Consider the following 25920-nt stretch of genomic DNA (forward strand, 5'->3'; position numbering starts at 1 on the left):
CCATGACAGCCACGGACCCCGCGCTCACCGCCCTCGCTCAGGGCTGGTGCGCCCTCTCCCTGCTGCACGGGAGGATCGAGGCCCACATCGAGCGAGCGCTGCAGGCCGAGCACGACCTGAGCGTGCGGGAGTACTCACTGCTCGACGTCCTCAGCCGGCAGCACGACGGTGAAGGCGGTCATCTCCAGATGAAGCAGGTCGCGGACGCGGTCGTGCTGAGCCAGAGCGCCACCACGCGGCTCGTCACCCGCCTCGAGGACCGTGGGCTGCTCGCGCGCTACCTGTGCCCGACCGACCGCCGCGGCATCTACACGAACGTCAGCGAGGCGGGACTCCAGCTCCTCGACGAGGCCCGGCCCACCAATGACGCCGCTTTGCGGGAGGCCCTCGACGAGGCCGCGAAGAACCCTGAACTGGCGCCGCTGGTCCGGGTCGTGGAGTCGGCGAGCGTGCCGGCGCAGCCCATGGCGCCTGCATAGGGTGCACCCATGGGAGATCTTGAAATACGTGCCGCGGTCGCCGACGACGTTCCTGAGATCGTCGCGATGCTCGCGGACGACCCGCTCGGCGCGCAACGCGAGTCACCCGACGACCTGAGTCCGTATCTCGCCGCCCTGGAGCGCCTGAGCGACGACCCGAATCAGCATCTGATGGTCGCTGTTCGCGAGCGCCGCGTGGTCGGAACGCTTCAGCTCACGGTGATCCCCGGGCTGTCACGCAAGGGGGCGACGCGCTCCGTGATCGAAGGGGTGCGCATCCACGCCGACGAGCGCGGCAGCGGCCTGGGAACCCAGCTCATCGAATGGGCGATCGAGGAATCCCGGCGCCAGGGCTGCCAGTTGGTCCAGCTGACCTCCGACGTCACCCGCACCGACGCCCATCGCTTCTACGAGCGTCTCGGCTTCACTGCTTCGCACGTCGGCTTCAAACTGCCGCTCTGAGCCGCGCAGAGGACGGAGGCGTCCCGTTTCACGTGAAACGGGACGCCTCCTTCATGGCGTCGGCTACTGGATCCCCCGCCAGCCCTCCGGATCCACTCCACCCGGCACGGAAGACCCGTCTTGGTACGGCTGACGGGTGAACACGAACGAACCGAGGTCCAGATGGCTCACCGAGCCGTCAGTGCGCCGTACGACCCGCAGGACCTCCCCCGCGTAGTAGCCGTCGAGTCCCGTCCAGGTTCCGTCGGCGTTCGGCCGGAAGCGCGCGCCGCGACCGACACCGGACAGAGGCTCCAGCGAGAGCCGGCCGTCGGCCGACCACCGCAGCCCGAACCCCTGAGTCCCCCAGTACCACTGCCCCACCAGCTCCAGGACGGCACTGTCGGCCTCGGCCACCGGCCGCCAGGGTTCGGGAATCCTCGGCTCGGCCTCCGCCACGATCCGTACGAGATCGGCGGCCACGGTGAACGCGGCCGGGCCCGAGGTGCAGTTCGTGAGCACGACCGCCGCGACGTCGTCGTCCACACCGATCGCGAGGCCGGCCAGGAACCCGGGCAGCGAGCCGGAGTGCCCGACCAGGGTCCGGCCGTCGCGGTGCGCGATCTGCATGCCGAGGCCGTAGCCGGAGCCCGCCGCCAGGTCTGCCGCCTCGGGCGGAGCGGCGGGCGTCCGCATCTCCCGTACGGAGTCCGCACTCAGCACCCGGTCGTCACCCCGGGCGAGGAAGACGGCGAAACGCGCCAGGTCACCGGTGGTGGACCACAGTTGACCCGCCGGGGCCATCCTGCCGAGGTCCTCCGCGGGCTCGGGCATCATCACATCCGCCCAGGGATGCACCGCCCAGCCACCCGCGTGCGGCATCTCGGGCCGACCGCTCGTGCGATGCAGGCCCAGCGGTTCGAGCACTTCCCGTCGCAGCACCTCCTCCCACGGGGCGCCCCGCAGCTCCTCGACCAGCGCGCCCAGCAGCGTGAAGCCGGGGTTCGAGTAGTGGTGCCGCCGTCCCACGGAATGCCGGAAGGGCTGCTCACCCAGGACATCCGCGAGCTCGGGGCGCAGTGAGCCCGGTGTGCGCTCCCACCAGGGCGCGGGCGACTCGGCCGCCAACCCACCGGTGTGCGCCAGCAGTTCGGCGACGGTGACCTCCCCTGCTCCCGTCCCCGGCAGGTGCTTCTCCAGCGGATCATTCAGATCCAGCACACCCTCATCACGCAGACGCAGGACCAGGACGGCGGTGAAGGTCTTGGTGATGGAGCCGATCCGGTACTGCACGTTCTCGTCAGGACCGTGTCCGTCCACCGAGGTCCTGGCCCCGTGCCACACGGTCTCCCGGCCCCGGACGACCGCCGCGACCAGCGACGGCGCCCGCCCCTCGCTCTGCGCTACGGCGATACGGTGCAACAACGCTCGTCGAGTGGCGGGCAGCAGAAGTTCCTGGGGTGTCGTCATGCCCCCAGTCCACCCGGCAGGTGACCCGACGTCGAGCGCATTTCCGCGGCCTCACGCCATCCCCGGATCCCGGTCAGGTCTGTGCCATGTCCACGAAGCGCGAGTAGTGGCCCTGGAAGGCGACCGTGATCGTGGCCGTCGGGCCGTTACGGTGCTTGCCGACGATGATGTCCGCCTCGCCCGCGCGCGGCGACTCCTTCTCGTAGGCGTCCTCACGGTGCAGCAGGATCACCATGTCGGCGTCCTGCTCGATCGACCCGGACTCACGCAGGTCGGAGACCATGGGCTTCTTGTCGGTTCGCTGCTCGGGGCCACGGTTGAGCTGCGAGAGCGCGATGACCGGCAGCTCCAGCTCCTTGGCCAGCAGTTTCAGGTTTCGTGACATGTCGGAGACTTCCTGCTGCCGGCTCTCGGACCGCTTGCCGCCCGACTGCATCAGCTGGAGGTAGTCGATGACGACCAGCTTCAGGTCGTTGCGCTGCTTGAGGCGGCGGCACTTGGCGCGGATCTCCATCATCGACAGGTTCGGGGAGTCGTCGATGTAGAGCGGGGCAGCGGAGACGTCCGGCATCCGGCGGGCGAGCCGGGTCCAGTCCTCGTCGGTCATCGTGCCGGACCGCATGTGGTGGAGGGCCACACGTGCCTCGGCGGACAGCAGACGCATCGCGATCTCGTTGCGGCCCATTTCGAGCGAGAAGATCACGCTGGGCATGTTGTGCTTGATCGAGCAGGCGCGGGCGAAGTCCAGGGCGAGCGTGGACTTACCCATGGCGGGACGGGCCGCGATGATGATCATCTGGCCCGGATGCAGGCCGTTGGTGAGCGAGTCGAGGTCGGTGAATCCGGTGGGTACACCGGTCATCTCCCCCGATCGCGAGCCGATCGCCTCGATCTCGTCGAGCGCGCCCTCCATGATGTCGCCGAGCGGCAGATAGTCCTCGGTGGTGCGCTGCTCGGTGACGGCATAGATCTCGGCCTGGGCGCTGTTGACGATCTCGTCGACGTCGCCGTCGGCCGCGTATCCCATCTGCGTGATGCGGGTGCCCGCCTCGACCAGGCGGCGCAGGACCGCCCGCTCGTGCACGATCTCGGCGTAGTACTCGGCGTTCGCCGCGGTCGGGACCGTCTGCACCAGGGTGTGCAGGTACGGTGCTCCACCGACCTTGGTGATCTCGCCCCGCTTGGTGAGCTCGGCCGCGACGGTGATCGGGTCGGCCGGCTCCCCCTTCGCGTACAGGTCGAGGATCGCCTGGTAGATGGTCTCGTGGGCGGGCCGGTAGAAGTCGTGTCCTTTGAGGACCTCCACGACATCCGCGATGGCGTCCTTGGACAACAGCATGCCGCCGAGGACGGACTGCTCGGCGTCCAGGTCCTGTGGGGGCACACGCTCGAAGGCCGAACCGCCGCTCTCCCACGAACCGGTGTCCCGGTCTCGGTCGTGCTGCTCGTCACGGCCACGCACATCTCGGCGCTGACGGGAAGAAGGCAGACGATCACTGGGCCCGCTGTCGGCCCAGGGATCATCCAAGGGCTCGGAAATACTCACCGAGCGACCTCCTCCCGTCCGCCGAGCGGACCTAGCCGTGCCCCTCTTTTCTACGGCACAGCACTGACAACTGAGCGGCCCAACTCCGGTTCTGACGCGTCGGTTTTGCGAGCTTTCCGAGGACGGAGGAGAGAGCGGGCGCCGCACCACGTTAGGCCCGCGGGCACCGTCAGCCAATCTGGTTATCCACAGGCCATGTGGACGACGGGCCCGATGCTGTGGAGAACTCGGCAAAACCTGTGCACGACACGGTGGACAGCCCTGTGAACAAGCCCTCAGCCGCTTCAGGAAAACGCCCCTGACCTGCAACTCTCCCATCCACCGGGTGTGCAGAAGAAAAACTTCCCCAGTCGGACCAAGATCCCTGCAAATGGCGTGACGTGACGCGCCCGACCCGACGGTTTGTAAGGGTCTTTATCACCTTGCATCTCTTACCTGTGGAAGATTAGATTGGTGCTCATGACACAGGCTCCCGCGGCACCCAGGGCCGTCCGACGCCGGCACGACCGAGAGATCGTCGCGCTGGCCGTTCCGGCCTTCGGCGCGCTCGTCGCCGAGCCCCTCTTCGTGATCGCCGACAGCGCCATCGTCGGCCACCTCGGCACTGCCCAGCTGGCCGGCCTCGGCGTCGCCTCGACCCTTCTCATGACAGCCGTCGGCGTCTTCGTCTTCCTCGCCTACGCCACCACGGCCGCCGTCGCCCGCCGAGTCGGCGCGGGCGACATCCGGGCCGCGATCCGGCAGGGCATGGATGGCATCTGGCTCGCCCTGCTGATCGGCGTGGCCGTCATCACCGTCGTCCTGCCGACAGCGCCCGCCCTGATGGACTGGTTCGGCGCTTCCGCCACCGCCGCCCCCTACGCGACCACGTATCTACGGATCTCGACGCTCGGTATCCCGGCCATGCTCGTCGTGCTTGCCGCGACCGGTGTCCTGCGCGGACTCCAAGACACCAAGACGCCGCTGTACGTCGCCGTCGCCGGATTCGTGGCCAACGCCGCCCTCAATGCCGGCCTCGTCTATGGCGCAGGCCTGGGCATCGCCGGCTCCGCCTGGGGAACCGTCATCGCCCAGTGCGGGATGGCGGCGGTCTATCTGGTCGTCGTCGTCCGCGGAGCCCGCAAGCACAATGCCTCCCTGCGGCCTGACGCCGCCGGGATACGGGCCTGTGCCCAGGCCGGCGCGCCCCTGCTCGTCCGCACCCTGTCCCTGAGGGCAATTCTCGTGATCGCCACTGCGGTCGCAGCCCGGCTCGGGGACGCCGACATGGCGGCCCACCAGATCATCCTGTCGCTGTGGAGCCTGCTCGCCTTCGCCCTCGACGCCATCGCCATCGCAGGGCAGGCCATCATCGGCCGCTACCTCGGCGCGGGCGACGCCCAAGGCGCCCGTGAGGCATGCCGTCGCATGGTGCAGTGGGGCCTCGCCGCCGGTGTCGTGCTTGGCCTGCTGGTCATCGTGGCGCGCCCGCTCTTCCTGCCGATGTTCAGCGGCGACTCAGTAGTGCGTGACGCCGCGCTGCCCGCACTGGTCATGGTGGCCCTCTCGCAGCCGATCTGCGGAATCGTCTTCGTCCTGGACGGAGTCCTGATGGGAGCGGGGGACGGCCCCTACCTGGCGTGGGCCATGGTGCTCACCCTGGCGGCCTTCGCTCCCGTCGCGCTGCTCGTTCCTGTGCTGGGCGGCGGGCTCACCGCTCTCTGGGCAACGATGACGCTGATGATGGCGATCCGGCTGCTGACCCTGGGGCTGCGCTCCCGCTCGGGACGCTGGATCGTCACGGGAGCGACGCGCTGACGCCTGACGCTGACCGTTTCACGTGAAACGGGGGTTTCACGTGAAACGACGCTCCGCCACAGGGAGACATGACTCCCGCGCACTGAAACGCCACCGCGACACGAACACCGCCGCGTCTCACGGCACGCAGAAGGGCCGCACCCTCGGGTACGGCCCTTCTCTCAGCTATGCCGAGCGCTGCACTCAGGCAGCGACAACCTCGATGCTGACCTTGGCGGCAACCTCGGGGTGCAGACGCACGGACGTCTCGTGGGCGCCCAGGGTCTTGATCGGCGCGCCCAGCTCGATGCGGCGCTTGTCGACCTCGGGGCCACCGGAAGCCTTGATCGCAGAAGCGACGTCGGCCGGGGTGACGGAACCGAAGAGACGGCCGGCGTCGCCGGAGCGAACGGCCAGACGGACCTTCACGCCCTCGAGGCGGGCCTTGATCTCGTTGGCCTGCTCGATGGTCGCGATCTCGTGGATCTTGCGAGCACGACGGATCTGCTCGACGTCCTTCTCGCCACCCTTGGTCCAGCGGATCGCGAAGTTCCGCGGGATCAGGTAGTTGCGAGCGTAACCGTCCTTGACGTCGACGACGTCGCCCGCGGCACCGAGGCCAGAGACCTCGTGGGTGAGGATGATCTTCATGTTTCGGTCACCCTTCCCTTATCGCGCGGTGGACGTGTAGGGCAGCAGCGCCATCTCACGGCTGTTCTTCACGGCCGTGGCGACGTCACGCTGGTGCTGCGTGCAGTTGCCGGTCACGCGGCGGGCACGGATCTTGCCGCGGTCGGAAATGAACTTCCGCAGCATGTTCGTGTCCTTGTAGTCCACGTACGTGACCTTGTCCTTGCAGAAAGCGCAGACCTTCTTCTTAGGCTTGCGCACAGGCGGCTTCGCCATGGTGTTTCTCCTGTGTGATCAAGAAGTTTGGGTACGAACCCGTCCCTAGAAGGGGGGCTCGTCCGAGTAGCCGCCGCCGGAGCCGCCGGAGCCGCCCCAGCCACCACCACCGCCGCCGCCCTGGTTGCCACCGGCGGGAGCACCGGTCGCCCAGGGGTCGTCGGCGGGAGCGCCGCCCTGCTGCTGGCCGCCGCCGGAGCCACCGCCCCAGCCGCCGCCCTGCTGGCCGCCGCCACCGCCGCCGCCGCCGTAGCCACCCTGGCCGCCTCGGCCCGTGGTCTTGGTGACCTTGGCCGTGGCGTTCCGCAGGCTGGCGCCGACTTCCTCGACGTCCAGCTCGTAGACCGTGCGCTTGACGCCCTCACGGTCCTCGTAGGACCGCTGCTTCAGCCGGCCCTGCACGATGACGCGCATGCCTCGCTGGAGCGACTCGGCGACGTTCTCCGCCGCCTGACGCCAGACCGAGCAGGTCAGGAACAGGCTCTCGCCGTCCTTCCACTCATTGGTCTGACGGTCGAAGGTGCGGGGGGTGGACGCGACACGGAACTTCGCGACCGCCGCACCGGAAGGGGTGAAGCGCAGCTCGGGGTCGTCGACAAGATTGCCGACGACCGTGATGACGGTCTCGCCTGCCATGGGGAACCTCTCGGCGGGTTTGCTGCTGGCTGCTTGGTGCTGCTACTCGAATCCCGAGTTCAGCTGAGCGGGAGAGCTCAGTGGGTCTCGGGGCGGAGGACCTTGGTCCGGAGGACCGACTCGTTCAGGTTCATCTGGCGGTCGAGCTCCTTGACGACCGCAGGCTCGGCCTGCAGGTCGATGACCGAGTAGATGCCCTCGGGCTTCTTCTTGATCTCGTACGCGAGACGACGACGGCCCCAGGTGTCGACCTTCTCGACCTTTCCGTTGGCCTCACGGACCACGGAGAGGAAGTTCTCGATCAGGGGAGAGACAGCGCGCTCCTCAAGATCGGGGTCGAGGATGACCATCACCTCGTAGTGACGCATGTGGAACCCACCTCCTTTGGACTCAACGGCCACGGTCGTTCCGTGGCAGGAGGGTTGTGATGCGTACGCAACGGTATCGGCCGCCACTGACAATCGGGTGCCCCCGTCCGTGAACCGAACGGAGTACCAGACGCCATCAGTGCTGTGACCTGGGTTTCGACCCGGACACAACCTGGGCAGACACCGGTGCAGACGGTACAGACTACCTGCACGGCGGCTTCCGGTTGAAATCCGCCCGGGGGGACCGTCAGTCTGTACACATCGGGTGTGTAAGGCGCTACGATGCGCGGCCTTCCGCAGGAGGTGCCTCATGGCACAGGTATTGCGACCCAACACCACTGGCTCGACCGGATCCCTCTTCGCCACGGACGGCAAGCCTCATCCACTCCAGGACTCCCTGCTCGCAGTGACCCTGGTGCTCGGAATCACGGCCTTCGTCACGGCGATGTTCGACAGTCTTCATCTGATCAGTTCGTGGGCCGGCCTGATCGGCATCCTCACCGGTGCGTACGGGCAGTTCATCTCCGAGACGACGCGTGAGCGGTTCGGCCTGATCCTGGGACTCGGTGCCTCGGCCGTGGGCTTCTTCCTCGGCATGGCGCACGGAGGCCTCTTCGGCGGCCTCTTCTGACCCGAACGTCCGTTTTCCCCTGACCCCGGGACCCCCTCCACACCCTGCCCGGGGCCCAGGTTCCATACGGCCAGACGGGGCGCTCGCATGGCGCAGTAGGCTTCGGCGCGAGAGCCGGAGCCCCTGTACCCATGGGGACACACCAGCCCGAGGAGCGCCCCGAATGAGCCTGACCCTGAGGACCATCAGTCGAGAGCAGCATCTGGCATACATCCAGAGCCTGCCCTCGGCAAGCCACATGCAGGTCCCGGCCTGGGCAGACGTCAAGGCGGAGTGGCGCTCCGAGAACCTCGGCTGGTTCGACGACCGGACCGGTGAGATGGTCGGAGCGGGCCTGGTGCTCTACCGCCAGCTGCCCAAGATCAAGCGCTATCTCGCCTATCTCCCCGAGGGCCCGGTCATCAACTGGTTCGCGCCGAACCTCGACGACTGGCTCCAGCCGATGCTCGCGCACCTCAAGCAGCAGGGCGCCTTCTCCGTGAAGATGGGCCCGCCGGTGATCATCCGGCGCTGGGAGGCCGCGTCCATCAAGGGCGGCATCCAGAACCCCGACGTCAAGCGCCTGCGCGACATCGAGGCCGACTTCATCGAGCCGCGCGCCTTCGAGGTCGCCGACAAGCTGCGCCGCATGGGCTGGCAGCAGGGCGAGGACGGCGGCGCCGGCTTCGGCGACGTCCAGCCCCGCTATGTCTTCCAGGTGCCGCTCGCGAACCGCTCCCTGGAAGAGGTCCACAAGAACTTCAACCAGCTGTGGCGCCGCAACATCAAGAAGGCCGAGAAGGCCGGCGTCGAGGTCGTCCAGGGTGGCTACCAGGACCTGGAGGAGTGGCAGCGGCTGTACGAGATCACGGCCGTGCGCGACCACTTCCGGCCCCGCCCGCTCTCGTACTTCCAGCGCATGTGGACGGCCCTCAACACCGAGGACCCCAACCGCATGCGGCTGTACTTCGCGCGCCACAACGGCGTGAACCTGTCGGCCGCGACGATGCTCGTCGTCGGCGGGCACGTCTGGTACTCCTACGGAGCCTCGGACAACATCGGCCGTGAGGTCCGGCCCTCGAACGCGATGCAGTGGCGGATGCTGCGCGACGCGTACGCCCTCGGGGCGACCGTCTACGACCTGCGCGGCATCTCCGACTCCCTGGACGAGACCGACCACCTCTTCGGCCTCATCCAGTTCAAGGTGGGCACCGGCGGCCAGGCCGCGGAGTACCTCGGCGAGTGGGACTTCCCCCTCAACAAGCTGCTCCACAAGGCGCTCGACATCTACATGTCGCGCCGCTGAACCCGCCCGGACCACCCGCCGAGCCGCATTTCCGGCACGGCGTCGCCCCACAGGTCCGGCGGATCCGCCACAATTTCCTTTCATACCTCTGATACACCGCAGCCACGAGAAAGGTTCCGGGACCGGCCATGGCGCTCACGCTCTACGTCGACACCGCGCGCTGGCGGGCACACCACAAGCACGTGTCCGAGCAGTTTCCGGGGCTGGTCCCCGTCTGCAAGGGCAACGGCTACGGATTCGGCCACGAGCGGCTCGCGGACGAGGCCACGCGCCTCGGCTCGGACATCCTCGCGGTCGGCACCACCTACGAGGCCGCCCGGATCAAGGACTGGTTCGGTGGCGACCTGCTGGTGCTGACGCCGTTCAGGCGGGGCGAGGAGCCCGTGCCGCTGCCCGACCGCGTCATCCGCTCCGTATCGTCCGTGGACGGCGTGTACGGCCTTGTGGGGGCCCGTGTCGTCATCGAGGTCATGTCCTCGATGAAGCGCCACGGCGTCAGCGAGCAGGACCTGCCCCATCTGCACGCCGCCATAGAGAACGTCCGGCTGGAAGGCTTCGCCATCCACCTGCCGCTCGACCGCACCGACGGCTCGGACGCCGTCGAGGAGGTCGTCGGCTGGATGGACCGCCTGCGCGCCGCCCGGCTGCCGCTGCACACAATGTTCGTCAGCCACCTCAAGGCCGAGGAACTCGCGCGGCTCCAGCAGCAGTTCCCGCAGACCCGCTTCCGGGCCCGGATCGGCACGCGGCTGTGGCTGGGCGACCACGAGGCCACCGAGTACCGCGGAGCCGTCCTGGACGTCACCCGGGTCTCGAAGGGCGACCGCTTCGGCTACCGGCAGCAGAAGACGGCCTCGGACGGCTGGCTGGTCGTCGTGGCGGGCGGTACCTCGCACGGCGTGGGCCTGGAAGCCCCGAAGGCGCTGCACGGCGTCATGCCGCGTGCCAAGGGCGTCGCACGCGCCGGCCTCGCGACGGTCAACCGGAACCTTTCTCCGTTCGTCTGGGCGGGCAAGCAGCGCTGGTTCGCCGAGCCGCCGCACATGCAGGTGTCGATCCTCTTCGTGCCGTCGGACGCCACGGAACCGAAGGTGGGCGACGAACTGGTGGCGCATCTGCGGCACACCACCACGCAGTTCGACCGCATCGTCGAGCGCTGAGCCCGGGTTCCACCGGCTCGCAGCAGCAGAAAGGCCGTACACGGGTCTCCGTGTACGGCCTTTTGCGTGGCCTCTCTACGCCCTGTTCGCTCAGGGCGAACCGTCACCTGCCGGTGCGGGACGGCTGCCCCACTCGACCTGGGGCCCCTCGAAGTGCGCCGCATGCCGCGGCGGATGGGCCGCCGCACCGAGGACGAAGACGTCCTCGGACTCGTCCAGCACACCGCCCGAGGGGTCGTCGTCGCCCGCCCGGCGAACCGGGTCGCGCTCCGGCATGAAGATGTCCCGGACGACCACGGCGCAGAGGTACAGGGTCCCCACCAGGTGGACGAGGATGGCGACTTGATACCCGTCCGTCGGCAGGCCCTTGTGGGCGTCACCACTGGTCGTGTACGCGAGGTACAGCCAGATCCCCAGGAAGTACGTGACCTCGCACGCCTGCCAGATCAGGAAGTCCCGCCAGCGTGGCCGGGCCAGCGCGGCGAGCGGAACCAGCCACAGCACGTACTGCGGCGAGTAGACCTTGTTGGTGAGGATGAAGACCGCGACGATCAGGAAGGCGAGCTGGGCGAAGCGGGGGCGTCGCGGCGCGGTGAGCGTGAGGACGGTCAGTCCCACACAGGCGAGCACCATCATGACCAGTGCCCAGTTGTTCGCGGCGTCGGGGGTGATCGTGATCTTCAGCCACTGCGAGATGAACAGAAAGACCGAGCCGAAGTCGACGCCGCGGTCGTGGCTGAAGCTGTAGAACTTCGCCCACCCTTCCGGGGCGAAGTACATGACCGGAAGGTTCACCACGAGCCAGGCTCCCACGGCACCGAGCAGGGCCGTGCCGAACTCCCGCCACCTGCCGGCCCGCCAGCAGAGCAGGAAGAGCGGCCCCAGCACCAGGAAGGGGTAGAACTTCGCGGCCGTGGCGAGCCCGATCAGCACACCGAACGCGAGGACGCGTCCCCGTGACCACATCAGCATCGCGGCGGCCAGCAGGGCGACGGCGAGGAGATCCCAGTTGATGGTGGCCGTGAGGGCGAAGGCGGGCGCCAGAGCGACCAGGAGGCCGTCCCACGGACGTCGGCGGTGGGTGCGGGCGGTGCAGACGGCGATGACCGCCGCGCACACCATCAGCATCCCGGCATTGACCATCCAGTAGATCTGTTCCTGGTGCTGGATGCTCCCGCCGCCCGGCGTGAGCCAGGCCGCGACCTCCATGAAGACTCCGGTCAGCACCGGGTACTCGAGGTACTGCATGTCGCCGGGGATCTTGTCGAAGTACGGCACGAGCCCGTCGGCGAAGCCTCGCCCCTGATAGAGGTGCGGGATGTCCGAGTAGCACGCGTGCGTGTACTGCGAGCTGGCGCCGAAGAACCAGGCACCGTCGTAGCAGGGCAGCTTCTGCACCATGCCGAGGGCGAACATGCCGATCGCCACAAGCGCGATCACGCGCACGGGCGTCCACCAGGACGTGCCGAGCAGGGCTCGGCGTCCGATCGGGCCGCCGAACAGCTCGCTGCCGTTCGCGGCGACCCCGTCCTCCCTGGTCGGCCGTACCAGATCCGGCTCGTGCGCGCTCGTTCGCGTCGTCTCTGCACTGGGCATGCCGCACATCCTGCCGTACGAGTCTGGGAATACGCCGAGGGCCGCCGCACCTGGTGGGGTGCGGCGGCCCTCGTTTCACGTGAAACGGTGTGTTTCACGTGAAACAGACTGGCTGGCAGCTAGCCGTTCGGTCCTCCGAAGATTCCTCCGTTGCCATTGCCGTTGCCTCTGGTGCTCCCGGTCGTGGTGGTCTCCGTCGGCGTGGCCGTGACACCCCCGTCGGTGCCACCCGTATCCGTGCCGCCGTTGTCCGTCCCGCCGTTGTTGTTGCAGTTCCAGTCGAACTTGTTGCAGGTCTCACTCGTCGAGGGCGAGGGAGACGTCACGGTCTCGCTGGGGGTCGGGGTCGGAGTCGGGGTCTCCACCGTGCTCTCGGTGGCCGAGGGGGTCACGCTCGGGCTCGGGACGTCGTTGAGGACCGTACCGATCTCCTCGGGCTTCGGGAACGGAATCGCCTTCTCGCCCTTCAGCGCCTGCTCCATGTAGTCGCGCCAGATCTGCGACGGGAACGAGGCACCGTGGATGGTCTTCTCGCCACCCGTGCCGTACATCTGGAGGAACTGGCGGTTCTTGTTCGACGCGTCGTCGTCCAGGCGGTACATGCCGATCGCGGTCGACAGCTGGGGGGTGTACCCGACGAACCAGGCGGACTTGTTGCCGTCGGTGGTACCGGTCTTACCGGCCACCTCGCGGCCCGTCAGCTGGGCGTTGGTACCGGTTCCCTTCTCCACCACGGTCTTCAGGACGTCGGTGACGTTGTCGGCCACCTTCTCGGTGAAGGCCTGCTTCGTCTTCGCGACGTCGGCGTGCCGGAAGACCGTGCCGTCCTTGTTGGTGATCTTGTCGACCGAATACGGGTCACGCTGCTTGCCGCTGGCGGCGAAGGTGGCGTACGAGCCTGCCATGCGGATGGCACTCGGCGAGGACGTGCCCAGCGAGAACGACGGATAGTTGGAGCTGGCCAGACTCGACTTCAGGATGCCGGCGTCCAGGACGGCTTCCTTGACCTTGTCCAGGCCGACATCCATGCCCAGCTGGACGTAGGCGGAGTTCACCGACTCCCGCATGGCCTCACGCAGGTCGATCTTGTAGCTCGGCGGGTTGTACGACTGGTTGCCGTCGTTTCGCTGGAGCCACTCCTTGCCTTTGTCGTCCATCCAGACCTGGCGGTCGTAGTCCCGGATCTTCAGCTTGTTCTTGCCGCTGTAGAGACTTTTCGGAGAGACGATGGTGCGTTCGTCCTGCGCCTGGACCGGGTCGCCGTCGGGATCCCGGGCACCCCAGGACATGGCGGCCGCCAGCACGAACGGCTTGAACGTCGAACCCACCTGGGCACCGGTCTGGTCGGCGTTGTTGGTGAAGTGCTTGGTCGCGTCCTCACCGCCGTAGATGGCCCTGATCGCGCCGGTGTCCGGGTCGATGGAGGCCCCGCCGAACTGGACGTGCTTGTCCGTCTTCGGACGCAGCTTGGGCTTGATGTTGGCCTTCTGGACCTTCGACACGGCCGCGGTGAGCGCGTTGACCTTCTTCTTGTCGAAGGTCGTGTGGATCGAGTAGCCACCCCGCTGGAGCTGGCTGGCCGTGATGTCCGTGTTGTTGATGATGTAGCCCTTGGCCAGGTCGACGAGATAGCCGACCTGGCCGCTGAGCCGGGTGTTGGACCGCGGATTCTTCCACTTGGGCAGGTCCTTGAACTTATTGCGGTCAGAGAGGCTCAGGTGGCCGTACTCGACCTCCTTGTTCAAGGTGTCCGCCCACTGGGCCCTGAGCCGCCTCTGGTTGTCCTCGGGCCTGGCCGCGGGGTCGACCTCGGTCGCGCCCGCCGGGTCGTAGTACGTGGCGCCCTTGAGAACCGCCGAGAGGAAAGCGCACTCGCTGGCGTCCAGGTCAACGGCGTCCTTGTTGAAGTACGCCCGCGCGGCTGCCTGGATACCGTAGGCACCGCGCCCGTAGTACGCGGAGTTCAGGTAGCCGGCCATGATGTCGTCCTTGTCGACCGTGGCGCCTACCTTGATCGCGACGAAGAGCTCCTTGAACTTTCGCGAGACCGTCTGCGACTGGTCGTCCAGCATCGCGTTCTTGACGTACTGCTGGGTGATGGTCGAGCCACCCTGGGTCTGGCCGCCCTTGGCCATGTTGAACAGGGCGCGCGCGATGCCCTTGGGGTCGATGCCGCTGTCGGTCTCGAAGGTCTTGTTCTCCTGCGAGATGACGGCGTACCGCATCGCCTCGGGGATCTGGTCGTAGTTGATGATCTGCCGGTTCGTCTCACCACCGGTGGCGACCATCTCCGTGCCGTCGGCCCAGTAGTAGACGTTGTTCTGCGCCGTGGCGGTGTCGGCGACCTTGGGCACGGACACCATCGCGTACGCGATACCGGCCACCGCGACCAGGCTGCCGCAGAAGCCGATGAACAGCCCCGTCACGAGCTTCCATGACGGCACCCAACGTGCCGCGCCGTACTTGCCGGCGCGCGGGTAGTCGATGATGCGCTTCTTGGCGGGCACGGGAGCACGGCCACGGCCGCGTCCGGGGCCGTTCGGCCCCGCGGGGCCGCCGCGTCGGCCGCCACCGCCTCCGGGGCCTCGCCCGGCGCCGTCGGCCGCTCTGCGTCGGCCTCCGCCACTACTACTACTGCTACTACTTCGCTGTGAGGCCCGCCGGGCCTCGGCACGGCTACCGAACGGGCGCTCTTCACCCCCCGAACCATAGGAATCGGAAGGAGACCCGGTGGCGCCTCGCGGTGCCGCGCGGCGGCCCTCGGACGGGCCGGGCTGGCCGCGTCGGGCCGCGGCACGTCCGCCGCCCTGCGGCTGCGGCGGTTTGCGACGGTGCTCGCTCATCGAACGATTACTCCTCGGGCAGGCGCACCCTTGCGCGCCTGGAAACGGCGGCTGGTTTCCGGTCCCCCCGAAGTACGGATTTGGTCGTTTGTGCATTCACCCGTACTGCACCAAAGACGATGACGCCCTCAGGTGTCACTCGGTTCCCGGTGGTGTGCATGCCGCACAGACTACGCACCGCCAAAACCCACCTAGGTTCGAAGTTCACCTCAAATCAGGCAACTCGCTTCGTATGAATCGGTGATGTGACGCCGTTCACCGTGACCCCTCTTGTCGCATCCGGATGGTCGTTCTATCGTGCTGATGTATCGAGTCGATACATCAGCACGGCATAAAGACCGCGCTGACGGGTGACGACAGGGGAGGAGGCGACGATGAGCCGGCGTTCCGGGATCCTCGAATTCGCCGTACTCGGCCTGCTCCGCGAATCCCCGATGCACGGCTATGAGCTGCGCAAACGACTCAATACGTCACTGGGTGTGTTCCGTGCGTTCAGCTACGGGACGCTCTACCCCTGCCTCAAGACGCTGGTCGCCAACGGCTGGTTGATCGAGGAGTCGGGGTCGGCACCTGAGGACGCCCTCGCCGCACCACTCGCCGGGCGTCGCGCCAAGATCGTCTACCGGTTGACGGCAGAAGGTAAGGACCACTTCGAAGAACTGCTCTCGCAGACGGGCCCGGACGCGTACGAGGACGAGCACTTCGCCGCTCGCTTCGCCTTCTTCGGGCAGACGTCACGCGACGTACGCATGCGCGTACTGGAGGGCCGCCGCAGCCGGCTGGAGGAGCGTCTGGAGAAGATGCGTGCCTCTCTGGCGCGCACCCGGGAGCGCCTCGACGACTACACGCTTGAGCTCCAGCGCCACGGAATGGAGTCCGTGGAGCGCGAAGTGCGCTGGCTGAACGAGCTCATCGAGAGCGAGCGAGCGGGACGGGACATCAAGGGTTCCGCCTCCGAAGGCTCCGCTCAGCAGGACAGCACATCTGGAGAGACGGGCGGCCTGCCCCGGCACCGGGACAGCACCCGGCCGGATCCGTCCGACGACACCGCCACGTGAGGCCCATTCGGGGTTTCACCGATACACACAGGGAGCAACCGGAATGGGTTCGGTTCGCGTAGCCATCGTCGGCGTGGGCAACTGCGCCGCGTCGCTGGTACAGGGCGTCGAGTACTACAAGGACGCCGACCCGGCGTCCAAGGTGCCGGGCCTCATGCACGTCCAGTTCGGCGACTACCACGTCGGTGACGTCGAGTTCGTCGCGGCCTTCGACGTCGACGCGAAGAAGGTCGGCCTCGACCTCTCGGACGCGATCGGCGCCAGCGAGAACAACACGATCAAGATCTGCGACGTCCCGAACAAGGGCGTGACGGTCCAGCGCGGCCACACCCTGGACGGTCTCGGCAAGTACTACCGCCAGACCATCGAGGAGTCCGCCGAGGCCCCGGTCGACGTCGTCCAGGTCCTCAAGGACAAGCAGGTCGACGTTCTCATCTGCTACCTGCCCGTCGGTTCCGAGGACGCGGCGAAGTTCTACGCGCAGTGCGCGATCGACGCCAAGGTCGCCTTCGTCAACGCCCTCCCGGTCTTCATCGCCGGCACCAAGGAGTGGGCCGACAAGTTCACCGAGGCCGGCGTCCCGATCGTCGGCGACGACATCAAGTCGCAGGTCGGCGCCACCATCACGCACCGTGTGATGGCGAAGCTGTTCGAGGACCGCGGTGTCCGTCTCGAGCGCACCATGCAGCTCAACGTCGGCGGCAACATGGACTTCAAGAACATGCTGGAGCGCGACCGCCTCGAGTCGAAGAAGATCTCGAAGACGCAGGCCGTCACCTCGCAGATCCCCGACCGCGACCTGGGCGAGAAGAACGTCCACATCGGTCCGTCGGACTACGTGGCCTGGCTGGACGACCGCAAGTGGGCGTACGTGCGCCTCGAGGGTCGTGCCTTCGGTGACGTTCCGCTGAACCTGGAGTACAAGCTCGAGGTCTGGGACTCCCCGAACTCCGCGGGTGTCATCATCGACGCCCTGCGCGCCGCGAAGATCGCCAAGGACCGCGGCATCGGCGGCCCGATCCTCTCCGCGTCGAGCTACTTCATGAAGTCCCCGCCGGTCCAGTACTTCGACGACGAGGCCTACGCCAACGTCGAGAAGTTCATCAAGGGCGAGGTCGAGCGCTAAAGCACATCCTCGTGAGTGCTGTTGAGGGTCCTCGGGCATTGCGCCCGGGGACCCTCCTCGTATGTGAGGCTGTGCCCCATGGCTGTCGTGCGTGACCTGCGCGTACTTCTGCATTTCCAGGGCTTCAGGCGCCTGCTCGGCATACGGCTGCTGTCCCAGGGCGCTGACGGCGTCTATCAGGTCGCCCTCGCCACATACGTGGTCTTCTCGCCGGAGAAGCAGACCTCGGCGGCTTCGATCGCCTCCGCGATGGCGGTCCTGCTGCTCCCGTACTCCCTCGTCGGCCCCTTCGCGGGTGTGCTGTTGGACCGCTGGCGGCGCCGCCAGGTTTTTCTGTACGGCAATCTGCTGCGGACCGCGCTGGCGTGCGTGACGGCCGTTCTGATGCTGAGCCATGTCCCCGACTGGCTCTTCTACGTCTCCGCGCTGTGCGTCACCGCGGTGAACCGCTTCGTCCTGGCCGGTCTGTCGGCCGCGTTGCCCCGCGTCGTGGACCGGGACCGTCTGGTGATGGCCAACTCCCTTTCTCCGACGGCGGGCACGCTCGCCGCGACGATCGGCGGCGCTCTCGCCTTCGCCGTGCGTCTGGTCGCCTCGGACTCCGACGCGGCGGTCGTCCTCGTCGGCGCGGCTCTCTACCTGTGTGCCGCTTTCGCCTCTCTGCGCATCGCCCCGGATCTGCTCGGTCCCGACCGGTCGACCGCTCGCCCTCGCTTCGTCTCGGCCGTCGCCGGTACCGCGCGGGGCCTGGCGGCGGGCGTACGGCACCTGGCCGAGCCGGCCCGGCGGGAGGCCGCCTGGGCACTCCTGGCGATGACGCTGATGCGCTTCTGCTACGGCGCCCTGACCGTCATGGTGCTGATGCTCTGCCGGTACGCCTGGGCGTCCGAGTCCGACGACGGGCTGGCCCTGCTGGGGCTCGCCGTGGGCATCTCGGGGGCGGGCTTCTTCGCCGCGGCCGTGGTGACGCCCTGGGCAGCCGGCCGGCTGGGCCCCGGCGGCTGGATCGTCGCGTGCGCGGGAGCCGCCGCGGTTCTGGAGCCCGCGCTCGCCCTTCCCTTCGCTCCCGCGCCCATGATGGTCGCGGCGTTCGTCCTGGGCGTGACCACACAAGGCGCCAAGATCGCCACGGACACGATCGTGCAGTCCTCGGTGGACGACGGATTCCGGGGCCGGATCTTCTCCGTGTACGACGTCCTGTTCAACGTCGCCTTCGTCGGCGCTGCCGCAGTGGCCGCCCTGATACTGCCTTCTGACGGACGCTCGGTTTCTCTCGTCGTCACCGTGGCGGTGCTCTACGGAGCAATTGCTGTGACTATGGCCCGCTTTGAACTGCAGTAAGTGTCACATCAGTGCCACAGACCCCCTCCGGACTACTGAGTTGTCACAGCGGCCCGATAGCTTACGTGCGTCTTATCCGCGTCACGCGCCTACGTTCTAGGGGGACCCCCAAGTGACCACTCCGCCGCCCCAGGGCCAGAACCCGTTCGCTCAGACCCCGCCCCAGGGGCAGGCTCCCTACGGCCAGCAGCCGCCGCAGGGTTACCCGCAGCAGCCCGGCCAGCCCGGCTACCCGCAGCAGGGCGCCCCGTACGCCCCCGTGCCGCCGCAGGCCCCGAAGCGCGGTTTCAAGCAGTACCTCCGCATAATCGTGGCCGTCGCGGGCCTCGCCGTCATCGTCGGCGGATGGCTGGTCAGCAAGGACGGCGAGGACGCCAAGAAGCTTGCTGTCGGCGACTGCCTGTACAACAAGGGCTCGGACAACGACCCGGATGTCGTCCAGGTCGACTGCAGCGACTCCAAGGCCACGCACAAGGTCCTCAAGAAGGCGGACGGCGCCTCGCTTCCCCAGCTGACCTGCCAGAGCGTCACGGGCACGACGGCCACGCTGACGTGGAAGGAAACTGGCGAGTCCTTCACGCTCTGCCTGGGTGACAACAAGTAACCCACGGAGCCGGACGTAGCGAAAGGGCGGTGTTTCACGTGAAACACCGCCCTTTCGCATGCCCCGGCCGCTGCGACCGGGAAACCGGGCCTCGCAGGCGCGTCATGTTTCACGTGAAACATGACGCGCCTGCGAGCACCTCAGCTCTGCGCGGCAACGTCCTGCCGAGCAGCCCACCACTCCTTGAGTTCTGTCACAGCCGCGTCGTGCTCCATCGGGCCGTTCTCGAGGCGCAGCTCCAGCAGGAACTTGTACGCCTGACCGATGGCCGGACCCGGGCCGATGCCGAGGATCTCCATGATCTGGTTGCCGTCGAGGTCCGGGCGGATCGCGTCGAGCTCTTCCTGCTCCTTGAGCAGAGCGATGCGCTCCTCCAGCCCGTCATAGGCGCGGGACAGCGCCGAAGCCTTCCGCTTGTTCCGCGTGGTGCAGTCGGAACGGGTCAGCTTGTGCAGACGGTCGAGAAGCGGCCCGCCGTCACGGACGTAGCGCCGGACAGCAGAGTCCGTCCACTCACCCGTTCCGTACCCGTGGAAGCGCAGGTGAAGTTCGACGAGTCGGGAGACATCCTTCACGAGCTCGTTCGAGTACTTGAGCGCGGTCATCCGCTTCTTGGTCATCTTGGCGCCCACCACCTCGTGGTGATGGAAGGAGACCCGGCCGTCCTTCTCGAAGCGGCGCGTGCGCGGCTTGCCGATGTCGTGCAGCAGCGCGGCGAGCCGGAGGGTCAGGTCAGGGCCTGTCTCCTCCAGGGCCATCGCCTGCTCCAGGACGATCAGGGTGTGCTCGTAGACGTCCTTGTGCCGGTGGTGCTCGTCACGTTCCAGACGCAGCGCGGGAAGCTCGGGCAGCACATGATCGGCGATGCCCGTGTCCACCAGCAGCGTCAACCCCTCGCGGGGGTGCGCGGAAAGGATCAGCTTGTTCAGCTCGTCCCGCACCCGCTCCGCCGAGACGATCTCGATGCGTACCGCCATGTCCGTCATCGCCGCGACGACCTCGGGCGCCACCTCGAAGTCGAGCTGCGCGGCGAATCGCGCGGCCCTCATCATCCGCAGCGGATCGTCCGAGAAGGACGCCTGCGGGGTGCCCGGAGTACGCAGGACACGGGCGGACAGGTCGTCGAGCCCGCCGTGCGGGTCGATGAACTCCTTCTCCGGCAGCGCCACGGCCATGGCGTTCACCGTGAAGTCCCGGCGCACGAGATCGTCCTCGATGGAGTCGCCGTAGGAGACCTCGGGCTTGCGCGAGGTCCGGTCGTACGCCTCGGACCGGTACGTCGTGATCTCGATCTGGAAGGACTGCTCCACGTCGTCCACTCGGGCGTCCTTCTGAGCGCCCACCGTGCCGAAGGCGATCCCGACCTCCCAGACGGCGTCCGCCCAGGGTCGCACGATCTTGAGCACGTCCTCGGGACGCGCGTCGGTCGTGAAGTCCAGATCATTGCCGAGCCGACCGAGAAGGGCGTCCCGGACCGAGCCGCCGACCAGGGCGAGTGAGAACCCGGCGTCCTGGAAACGGCGGGCGAGGTCGTCGGCGACAGGGGAGACCCGCAGCAGCTCGCTCACCGCGCGGCGCTGCACCTGGCTCAGGGCACTGGAAGTGTCTTCGTTGGCGTTCGGCACAACAGAAAAGAGTACGTGGCCGAGACCCCCGCGAGCGCCTCCATAAAACGTGCACAGGCGCCCTCTCTCGGTACGCGCATCGATACGCGCATATACAGGACAGTCGGCGCTCTCGGCCGATCTTGTGAGCCCTCCGCGGCACTTCCCCTCAGCGCACATCGTTACCATGCGTGGACGCACATTCCGACGACCACTGACGACGAGGGACGGGCGAGCGCGTGGCCGAGGCGGCAGACTTCCAGGGGACGAGTCCCTCACCTGCCCGCCGGTGGGTCCGGCGCAGCGGAGCGCTGCTGGCCGGGGCACCGCTGCTGGCAGGGCTGCTTCAGTTGCCCCTCAGTGCGCCCGCAGAAGCCGTCCAGAAGGCCTCTGCGGCCCGGGCCGCGGGTTCCGGCACGGTGGACGTGTCCCTCGATTCGCTCACCCCCAGCGTCCCCACGGACGGCGACACGGTCACCGTCTCGGGCTCGGTCACCAACAAGGGCAAGCAGAAAATCACGGACGCCCATGTGGGCCTGCGTGTGGGGCCCTCCCTGACCAGTCGCTCGGCCATCGACACCGCCGCACGGCGCACCAGCTTCCAGCCGGGCCTCGACGCGGCTGAGGTCGGCGGCAAGTACGTGGCGAAGTTCTCAGAACTCGCGGCGGGCGTCTCGCAGCGCTTCAGCATCTCGGTGCCCGTCAAGGAACTGGATCTCGGCGACGACGGCGTCTACCAGCTCGCCGTCTCACTCACCGGCCGGACCGCGGCCCAGCAGTGGGACCAGGTGCTCGGCATCGAGCGGACGTTCCTGCCCTGGCAGCCCGAGGCGGCGGACACCAAGACCAGGACGACGTACCTGTGGCCTCTGATCTCCACGGTCCACCTCACGGCCGAGACCGGATCGGACGAGCAGCAGACCCGCGTCTTCAAGAACGACGAGCTGGCCAAGGAGCTCTCGCCCGGTGGCCGGCTGGACCAGATGCTGTCCCTGGGCAGCAATCTCGACGTGACCTGGGTCCTCGACCCGGACCTGCTGGCCTCCGTGGACGCGATGCGGGACAGCTACCGGATCCAGGGACCCGACGGCACCACCACGGCCGGGAAGAACCAGGCGGTCGCCCAGGCCTGGCTGGACAAGCTGGAGAAGACGGTCCAGGACAAGAAAGTTGTCGCTCTCCCCTTCGCCGACCCCGACCTCGCCTCGCTGGCGCACAACGGCAAGGACGTCACCGGTTCGCTGAGCCACCTCAAGGAAGCCACCGACGTGGCCGCCAGCACGGTGGACACGATCCTGCATGTGAAGCCGAGCACGGAGTTCGCCTGGCCCGCCGACGGCGCCGTGGACCCCTCGATCGTCAAGGTGGCGACCTCGGCCGGTGCCGACAAGGTGATCGCCCGCAGCGACAGCATGCGTGAGACGGGCGGACTCTCGTACACGCCGAGCGCGGCCCGCCCCATCGGCGGCGGGACGACCGCGGTCGTCGCGGACGCCCGTCTGTCGACCCAGTTCCAGGGCGACATGGCGAAGGCCGCCAATTCCACGCTCGCCATCCAGGAATTCCTCGCGCAGAGCCTGATGATCAACCTGCAGGAGGACGAGCAGCGCAGCATCGTGGTGGCGCCGCAGCGCATGCCGTCCGCGAGCCAGGCCCAGACGATGGCACAGGCGCTGAAGGCCCTCCAGGAGGGGAACTGGTCGGAGTCCCAGGGCCTGACCGCCGCGGCCAAGGCCAAGCCGGACCCGGCCGCCACCACGAAGGTGCCCTCGGCGTCCGCCTACCCGTCCTCGCTGCGGAAGCAGGAGCTGCCGCGCTCGGCCTTCGAGCGGATCCAGGCCACGCAGACCAAGCTCGACAACTTCCAGGTGATCCTCACCGACAAGTCCCGCGTGGCCACCCCGTTCGGGCGGGCCATAGACCGTGGGATGTCCACGTCGTGGCGGGGCAGGCCCGCCGAGGCGGCCACCTTCCGTGTCGGCGTCGAGGCGTACCTCAACAACCTGACCGGGCTCGTCCGGCTGATCGACAAGTCCGACGCCAAGCTCTCCGGGCGCAGCGCCACGATCCCCGTGACAGTGCAGAACAACCTGGTGCAGGGCGTCGACAATCTGGTGCTGCGTCTCACATCGAAGAAGCCCAACCGTCTCAAGATCGGGAACGGCCCCTACTACGAGCAGCCCATCAAGGTCGCCGGCGAGCACAGCCAGTCGGTGAAGTTCACCACCTCAGCCGAGGCGAACGGCCCGGTCATGGTCGTCGCGCAGCTGTACACGGCCGATGGTCAGGCGTACGGTCCCGAGGTCACCTTCGAGGTGAAGGTCACCGAGTTCACCCCGACGGTGATGCTGGTCATCGGTGGTGGCGTCCTGCTGCTCGTCCTCGCCGGCTTCCGGATGTACACACAGCGCAAGCGCGCCGCCGCCCGGCAGGCCGAAGAGACGCAGGACGGTCCCGAGGACGAGGCCGTGAACAAGGATGCGGACGGCACCGTAGACACTGAGGACACCGAAGACTCCGCGAAGGATCCCGAAAGGGAGTCCGAAGCGGAGTCCGGGGCAGACGACCCGGAGCACCCGAGTGACCCGACACCGGACACCGCACCGGAAAGCGCCGACCCGTCCGGGACGGGTGAGAGAGTGGACCGTTGAGCGATGTCGTGGCCGGTCGGCCCGGGGACGATGAGGTGGGGTAACCATGAACGCGCCGTACAACGGTGACCGCGGCCAGGGCGCGGGCAACTCGGGCTACCCGGACGGATACTCCGAGGGCTACCCCGAGGGCCCCCCGCCGGAGCAGGGTCAGACGCAGCCGGGCCCCCCGGCCGACATGTACTTCCAGGACGCCTACAACCAGGATCCCTACCGGGGCCAGGACCTCTCCGCCCAGGATCCGGTGACCGAGGCGCTCTACGACCGTGCCGCGCACCCCCCGCCGCCTCCCGGCACGTACTACCCGCCGCAGGCGCTCTACGCGCAGCCCCCCACGCCTCAGCACGCCCCGGACCCGCGTGTGTGGGCCCAGACGCCCCCGCCCGAGCCGGCCGGCCCCACGCGCCACCTGCCCTACGGCGACGACGCGCGCACCACCCAGTACGTCGGTGTCGACGACCTGGTCACCCAGGCCGGTGACGAGCGTCACGAGCCCGACGCGTTCGCCCATCTGTTCCGGGACCAGCAGCAGGGCGGCGGCCGTCCGCAGTACGCCGCTCCGGCCGGGGAGTACGCAGCCCCGCCCGGTGTCCCCGCACCGGCTCCCGAACCGACCCCGGTTGCCGCGGCACCGGTGGCGCCCGCCGCCGCACCCGCGTCGAGGAAGTCCGGCGGGCGGGCCTCGGGTCTGCTGAAGTCCAGCGCCGTGATGGCGGCGGGCACGCTGGTGTCCCGGCTCACCGGCTTCGTCCGGACCATGATCATCACGGCCGCCCTGGGCGCCGCGACCCTCGGTGACGCGTGGACGGTGGCCTACACGCTGCCGACCATGATCTACATCCTGACCGTCGGCGGCGGCCTGAACTCCGTGTTCGTGCCGCAGCTGGTGCGCTCCATGAAGGAGGACGAGGACGGCGGTGAGGCCTACGCCAACCGCCTGCTGACCCTCGTCATGGTCGCCCTAGGTGTGATCGTCGCGATCGTGGTCTTCGCCGCGCCGCTGCTGATCCAGCTGATGTCGGACTCCGTCGCCAGCGACTCGGCCTCGAACAACGTCGCCGTCACCTTCGCTCGCTACTGCCTGCCCACGATCTTCTTCATGGGCATCCACGTGGTCATGGGGCAGATCCTCAATGCCCGCGGGAAGTTCGGCGCGATGATGTGGACCCCGGTCCTCAACAACATCGTCATGATCGCCACCTTCGGTCTGTTCCTGTGGGTCTACGGGACGTCCGGCGACTCGGGCATGTCGGTCCACAACATCCCCGCGGACGGAGTCCGTCTGCTGGGCATCGGTACCCTGCTCGGCCTGGTCGTGCAGGCCCTGGCGATGGTGCCGTACCTGCGCGAGACCGGCTTCCGCTTCCGGCTGCGGTTCGACTGGAAGGGCCACGGCCTCGGCAAGGCCGTGAAGCTCGCCAAGTGGACCGTGCTGTTCGTCCTCGCCAACCAGGCGGGTGTCCTCGTGGTCACCCAGCTCGCCACCGCCGCGGGCAAGGCCTCGGGCAAGAGCGGTGCGGGCATCATGGCCTACTCGAACGCGCAGCTGATCTGGGGCATGCCGCAGGCGATCATCACCGTCTCGGTCATGGCCGCGATGCTCCCCCGGATCTCGCGCGCCGCCCACGACGGCGACGCCGGCGCGGTGCGGGACGACATCTCCCACGGCCTGCGCACCTCGGCCGTCGCGATCGTCCCCGTGGCCTTCATGTTCGTCGCCCTGGGCATCCCGATGTGCACCCTGCTCTTCGGCGCCAGCGGCATCGACGCCGCCCAGTCGATGGGCTACGTGCTCATGGCCTTCGGCCTCGGCCTGATCCCGTTCTCGGTGCAGTACGTCGTCCTGCGCGGCTTCTACGCCTACGAGGACACCCGCACGCCCTTCTACAACACGGTCATCGTGGCCGCGGTCAACGCCGCCGCGTCGGCCCTGTGCTACGTGATCCTGCCCTCGGAATGGGCCGTCGTCGGTATGGCCGGCGCGTACGGCCTGGCCTACGCCGTGGGTGTCGGAGTGGCCTGGCAGCGGCTGCGCAAGCGCCTCGGCGGCGACCTCGACGGGGCCCAGGTCCTGCGCACGTACGCACGTCTCGGCCTGGCCGCCGTCCCGGGCGCCGTGGTGGGCGGCGCCATCGGCTTCGCGGTCACCGAGGCCCTCGGGAACGGGGTCTTCGGATCGATCGCGGCGCTGCTGGTCGGTTCGGTGGCCCTCCTCGGCGTCTTCTACGTCGCTGCGCGCAAGATGCGCATCGAAGAACTGAATTCAATGGTCGGAATGGTCCGCGGGCGCCTGGGGCGCTGAGGCGGGGGTACGCGCACAACCATCGTCCGTCGCCGTGTGTCGTGCATAGCGCCGGACTGTGGGCACAATTGGTTTCTGCGTCGGACAGCGCGCAACG

At 68.0% G+C, this 25920-nt stretch carries 21 protein-coding genes; 12 read left to right on the forward strand and 9 right to left on the reverse strand.

Going from position 1 to position 25920, the window contains the following annotated elements:
* The first annotated feature begins 2 nt into the window (after positions 1–2).
* Both ACZ4IF_RS10485 and ACZ4IF_RS10490 read left to right on the forward strand, forming a co-directional pair.
* Positions 3–479 (forward strand): MarR family winged helix-turn-helix transcriptional regulator, encoded by a 477-nt coding sequence (locus ACZ4IF_RS10485; protein WP_467561406.1) that lies wholly within the window; start codon positions 3–5, stop codon positions 477–479.
* A 9-nt stretch (positions 480–488) separates the two neighbouring features.
* Positions 489–941, forward strand: a complete 453-nt coding sequence (locus ACZ4IF_RS10490; RefSeq protein ID WP_467561408.1) for a GNAT family N-acetyltransferase — start codon at positions 489–491, stop codon at positions 939–941.
* 63 nt (positions 942–1004) lie between these two features.
* Here ACZ4IF_RS10490 and ACZ4IF_RS10495 read toward each other — a convergent pair whose 3' ends face one another.
* Positions 1005–2390 (reverse strand): serine hydrolase domain-containing protein, encoded by a 1386-nt coding sequence (locus tag ACZ4IF_RS10495; protein WP_467561410.1) that lies wholly within the window; start codon positions 2388–2390, stop codon positions 1005–1007.
* Between the two features lie 73 nt (positions 2391–2463).
* Entirely contained in the window at positions 2464–3936 is a 1473-nt protein-coding gene (gene dnaB, locus ACZ4IF_RS10500; protein WP_028804081.1) for a replicative DNA helicase, read from the reverse strand.
* A gap of 459 nt (positions 3937–4395) precedes the next feature.
* On the opposite strand from dnaB, the gene ACZ4IF_RS10505 reads away from it, so the two are divergent.
* Positions 4396–5733 carry an MATE family efflux transporter gene (locus ACZ4IF_RS10505; RefSeq protein WP_467561412.1) on the forward strand — a complete coding sequence of 446 codons (1338 nt, stop codon included), beginning with the start codon at positions 4396–4398 and terminating at the stop codon, positions 5731–5733.
* A gap of 183 nt (positions 5734–5916) precedes the next feature.
* On the opposite strand, the gene rplI is transcribed toward ACZ4IF_RS10505, so the two are convergent.
* From rplI to rpsF, 4 genes are all read right to left on the reverse strand, one after another.
* The gene (rplI, locus tag ACZ4IF_RS10510; protein WP_345640235.1) at positions 5917–6363 is read right to left on the reverse strand and encodes a 50S ribosomal protein L9; all 447 of its coding nucleotides are present in this window, start codon (positions 6361–6363) and stop codon (positions 5917–5919) included.
* Positions 6364–6381: 18 nt separating this feature from the next.
* Positions 6382–6618 (reverse strand): 30S ribosomal protein S18, encoded by a 237-nt coding sequence (gene rpsR / locus ACZ4IF_RS10515; protein WP_003949403.1) that lies wholly within the window; start codon positions 6616–6618, stop codon positions 6382–6384.
* A gap of 45 nt (positions 6619–6663) precedes the next feature.
* Positions 6664–7254: a single-stranded DNA-binding protein gene (locus ACZ4IF_RS10520; RefSeq protein ID WP_467561415.1), complete on the reverse strand. Its 591-nt coding sequence runs from the start codon at positions 7252–7254 to the stop codon at positions 6664–6666.
* Between the two features lie 77 nt (positions 7255–7331).
* Complete coding sequence (gene rpsF / locus ACZ4IF_RS10525; protein ID WP_028804085.1) at positions 7332–7622, reverse strand: 30S ribosomal protein S6; 291 nt, start codon at positions 7620–7622, stop codon at positions 7332–7334.
* A 310-nt stretch (positions 7623–7932) separates the two neighbouring features.
* Here rpsF and ACZ4IF_RS10530 point away from each other — a divergent pair, with 310 nt between their 5' ends.
* The 3 genes from ACZ4IF_RS10530 (at position 7933) to ACZ4IF_RS10540 (ending at position 10698) form a co-directional block, all read left to right on the forward strand.
* Positions 7933–8253, forward strand: a complete 321-nt coding sequence (locus ACZ4IF_RS10530) for a hypothetical protein (protein ID WP_028804086.1) — start codon at positions 7933–7935, stop codon at positions 8251–8253.
* A gap of 163 nt (positions 8254–8416) precedes the next feature.
* A complete protein-coding gene (gene femX, locus ACZ4IF_RS10535) occupies positions 8417–9538 on the forward strand; it encodes a peptidoglycan bridge formation glycyltransferase FemX (RefSeq protein WP_028804087.1) in 1122 nt (373 codons plus the stop codon).
* Between the two features lie 128 nt (positions 9539–9666).
* Positions 9667–10698 (forward strand): alanine racemase, encoded by a 1032-nt coding sequence (locus tag ACZ4IF_RS10540; protein ID WP_467561417.1) that lies wholly within the window; start codon positions 9667–9669, stop codon positions 10696–10698.
* A 90-nt stretch (positions 10699–10788) separates the two neighbouring features.
* Here the strand turns inward: ACZ4IF_RS10540 and ACZ4IF_RS10545 are convergent, their stop codons facing one another.
* Together ACZ4IF_RS10545 and ACZ4IF_RS10550 are read right to left on the reverse strand one after the other, a co-directional pair.
* Complete coding sequence (locus ACZ4IF_RS10545) at positions 10789–12294, reverse strand: glycosyltransferase family 87 protein (RefSeq protein ID WP_359488973.1); 1506 nt, start codon at positions 12292–12294, stop codon at positions 10789–10791.
* Positions 12295–12413: 119 nt separating this feature from the next.
* Positions 12414–15137 carry a transglycosylase domain-containing protein gene (locus ACZ4IF_RS10550; RefSeq protein ID WP_467561419.1) on the reverse strand — a complete coding sequence of 908 codons (2724 nt, stop codon included), beginning with the start codon at positions 15135–15137 and terminating at the stop codon, positions 12414–12416.
* Positions 15138–15511: 374 nt separating this feature from the next.
* Here ACZ4IF_RS10550 and ACZ4IF_RS10555 point away from each other — a divergent pair, with 374 nt between their 5' ends.
* The 4 genes from ACZ4IF_RS10555 to ACZ4IF_RS10570 all read left to right on the forward strand — a co-directional run bounded on the left by ACZ4IF_RS10555 (position 15512) and on the right by ACZ4IF_RS10570 (position 19266).
* Positions 15512–16195, forward strand: a complete 684-nt coding sequence (locus ACZ4IF_RS10555; RefSeq protein WP_095935428.1) for a PadR family transcriptional regulator — start codon at positions 15512–15514, stop codon at positions 16193–16195.
* Positions 16196–16238: 43 nt separating this feature from the next.
* Positions 16239–17321 (forward strand): inositol-3-phosphate synthase, encoded by a 1083-nt coding sequence (locus ACZ4IF_RS10560; RefSeq protein WP_467561421.1) that lies wholly within the window; start codon positions 16239–16241, stop codon positions 17319–17321.
* 78 nt (positions 17322–17399) lie between these two features.
* Positions 17400–18662, forward strand: a complete 1263-nt coding sequence (locus tag ACZ4IF_RS10565; protein ID WP_467561423.1) for an MFS transporter — start codon at positions 17400–17402, stop codon at positions 18660–18662.
* A gap of 112 nt (positions 18663–18774) precedes the next feature.
* Positions 18775–19266, forward strand: coding sequence for an LppU/SCO3897 family protein (locus tag ACZ4IF_RS10570; protein ID WP_095935431.1), 492 nt, complete (start codon positions 18775–18777; stop codon positions 19264–19266).
* A gap of 140 nt (positions 19267–19406) precedes the next feature.
* On the opposite strand, the gene ACZ4IF_RS10575 is transcribed toward ACZ4IF_RS10570, so the two are convergent.
* Entirely contained in the window at positions 19407–20891 is a 1485-nt protein-coding gene (locus tag ACZ4IF_RS10575) for a CCA tRNA nucleotidyltransferase (RefSeq protein WP_467561425.1), read from the reverse strand.
* Between the two features lie 218 nt (positions 20892–21109).
* On the opposite strand from ACZ4IF_RS10575, the gene ACZ4IF_RS10580 reads away from it, so the two are divergent.
* Together ACZ4IF_RS10580 and murJ are read left to right on the forward strand one after the other, a co-directional pair.
* The gene (locus tag ACZ4IF_RS10580; protein ID WP_467561427.1) at positions 21110–23521 is read left to right on the forward strand and encodes a DUF6049 family protein; all 2412 of its coding nucleotides are present in this window, start codon (positions 21110–21112) and stop codon (positions 23519–23521) included.
* Positions 23522–23567: 46 nt separating this feature from the next.
* Positions 23568–25823, forward strand: coding sequence for a murein biosynthesis integral membrane protein MurJ (gene murJ, locus ACZ4IF_RS10585; RefSeq protein ID WP_467561429.1), 2256 nt, complete (start codon positions 23568–23570; stop codon positions 25821–25823).
* Positions 25824–25920: the final 97 nt, after the last annotated feature.

The organism is Streptomyces sp. NPDC025784 (assembly GCF_055558435.1).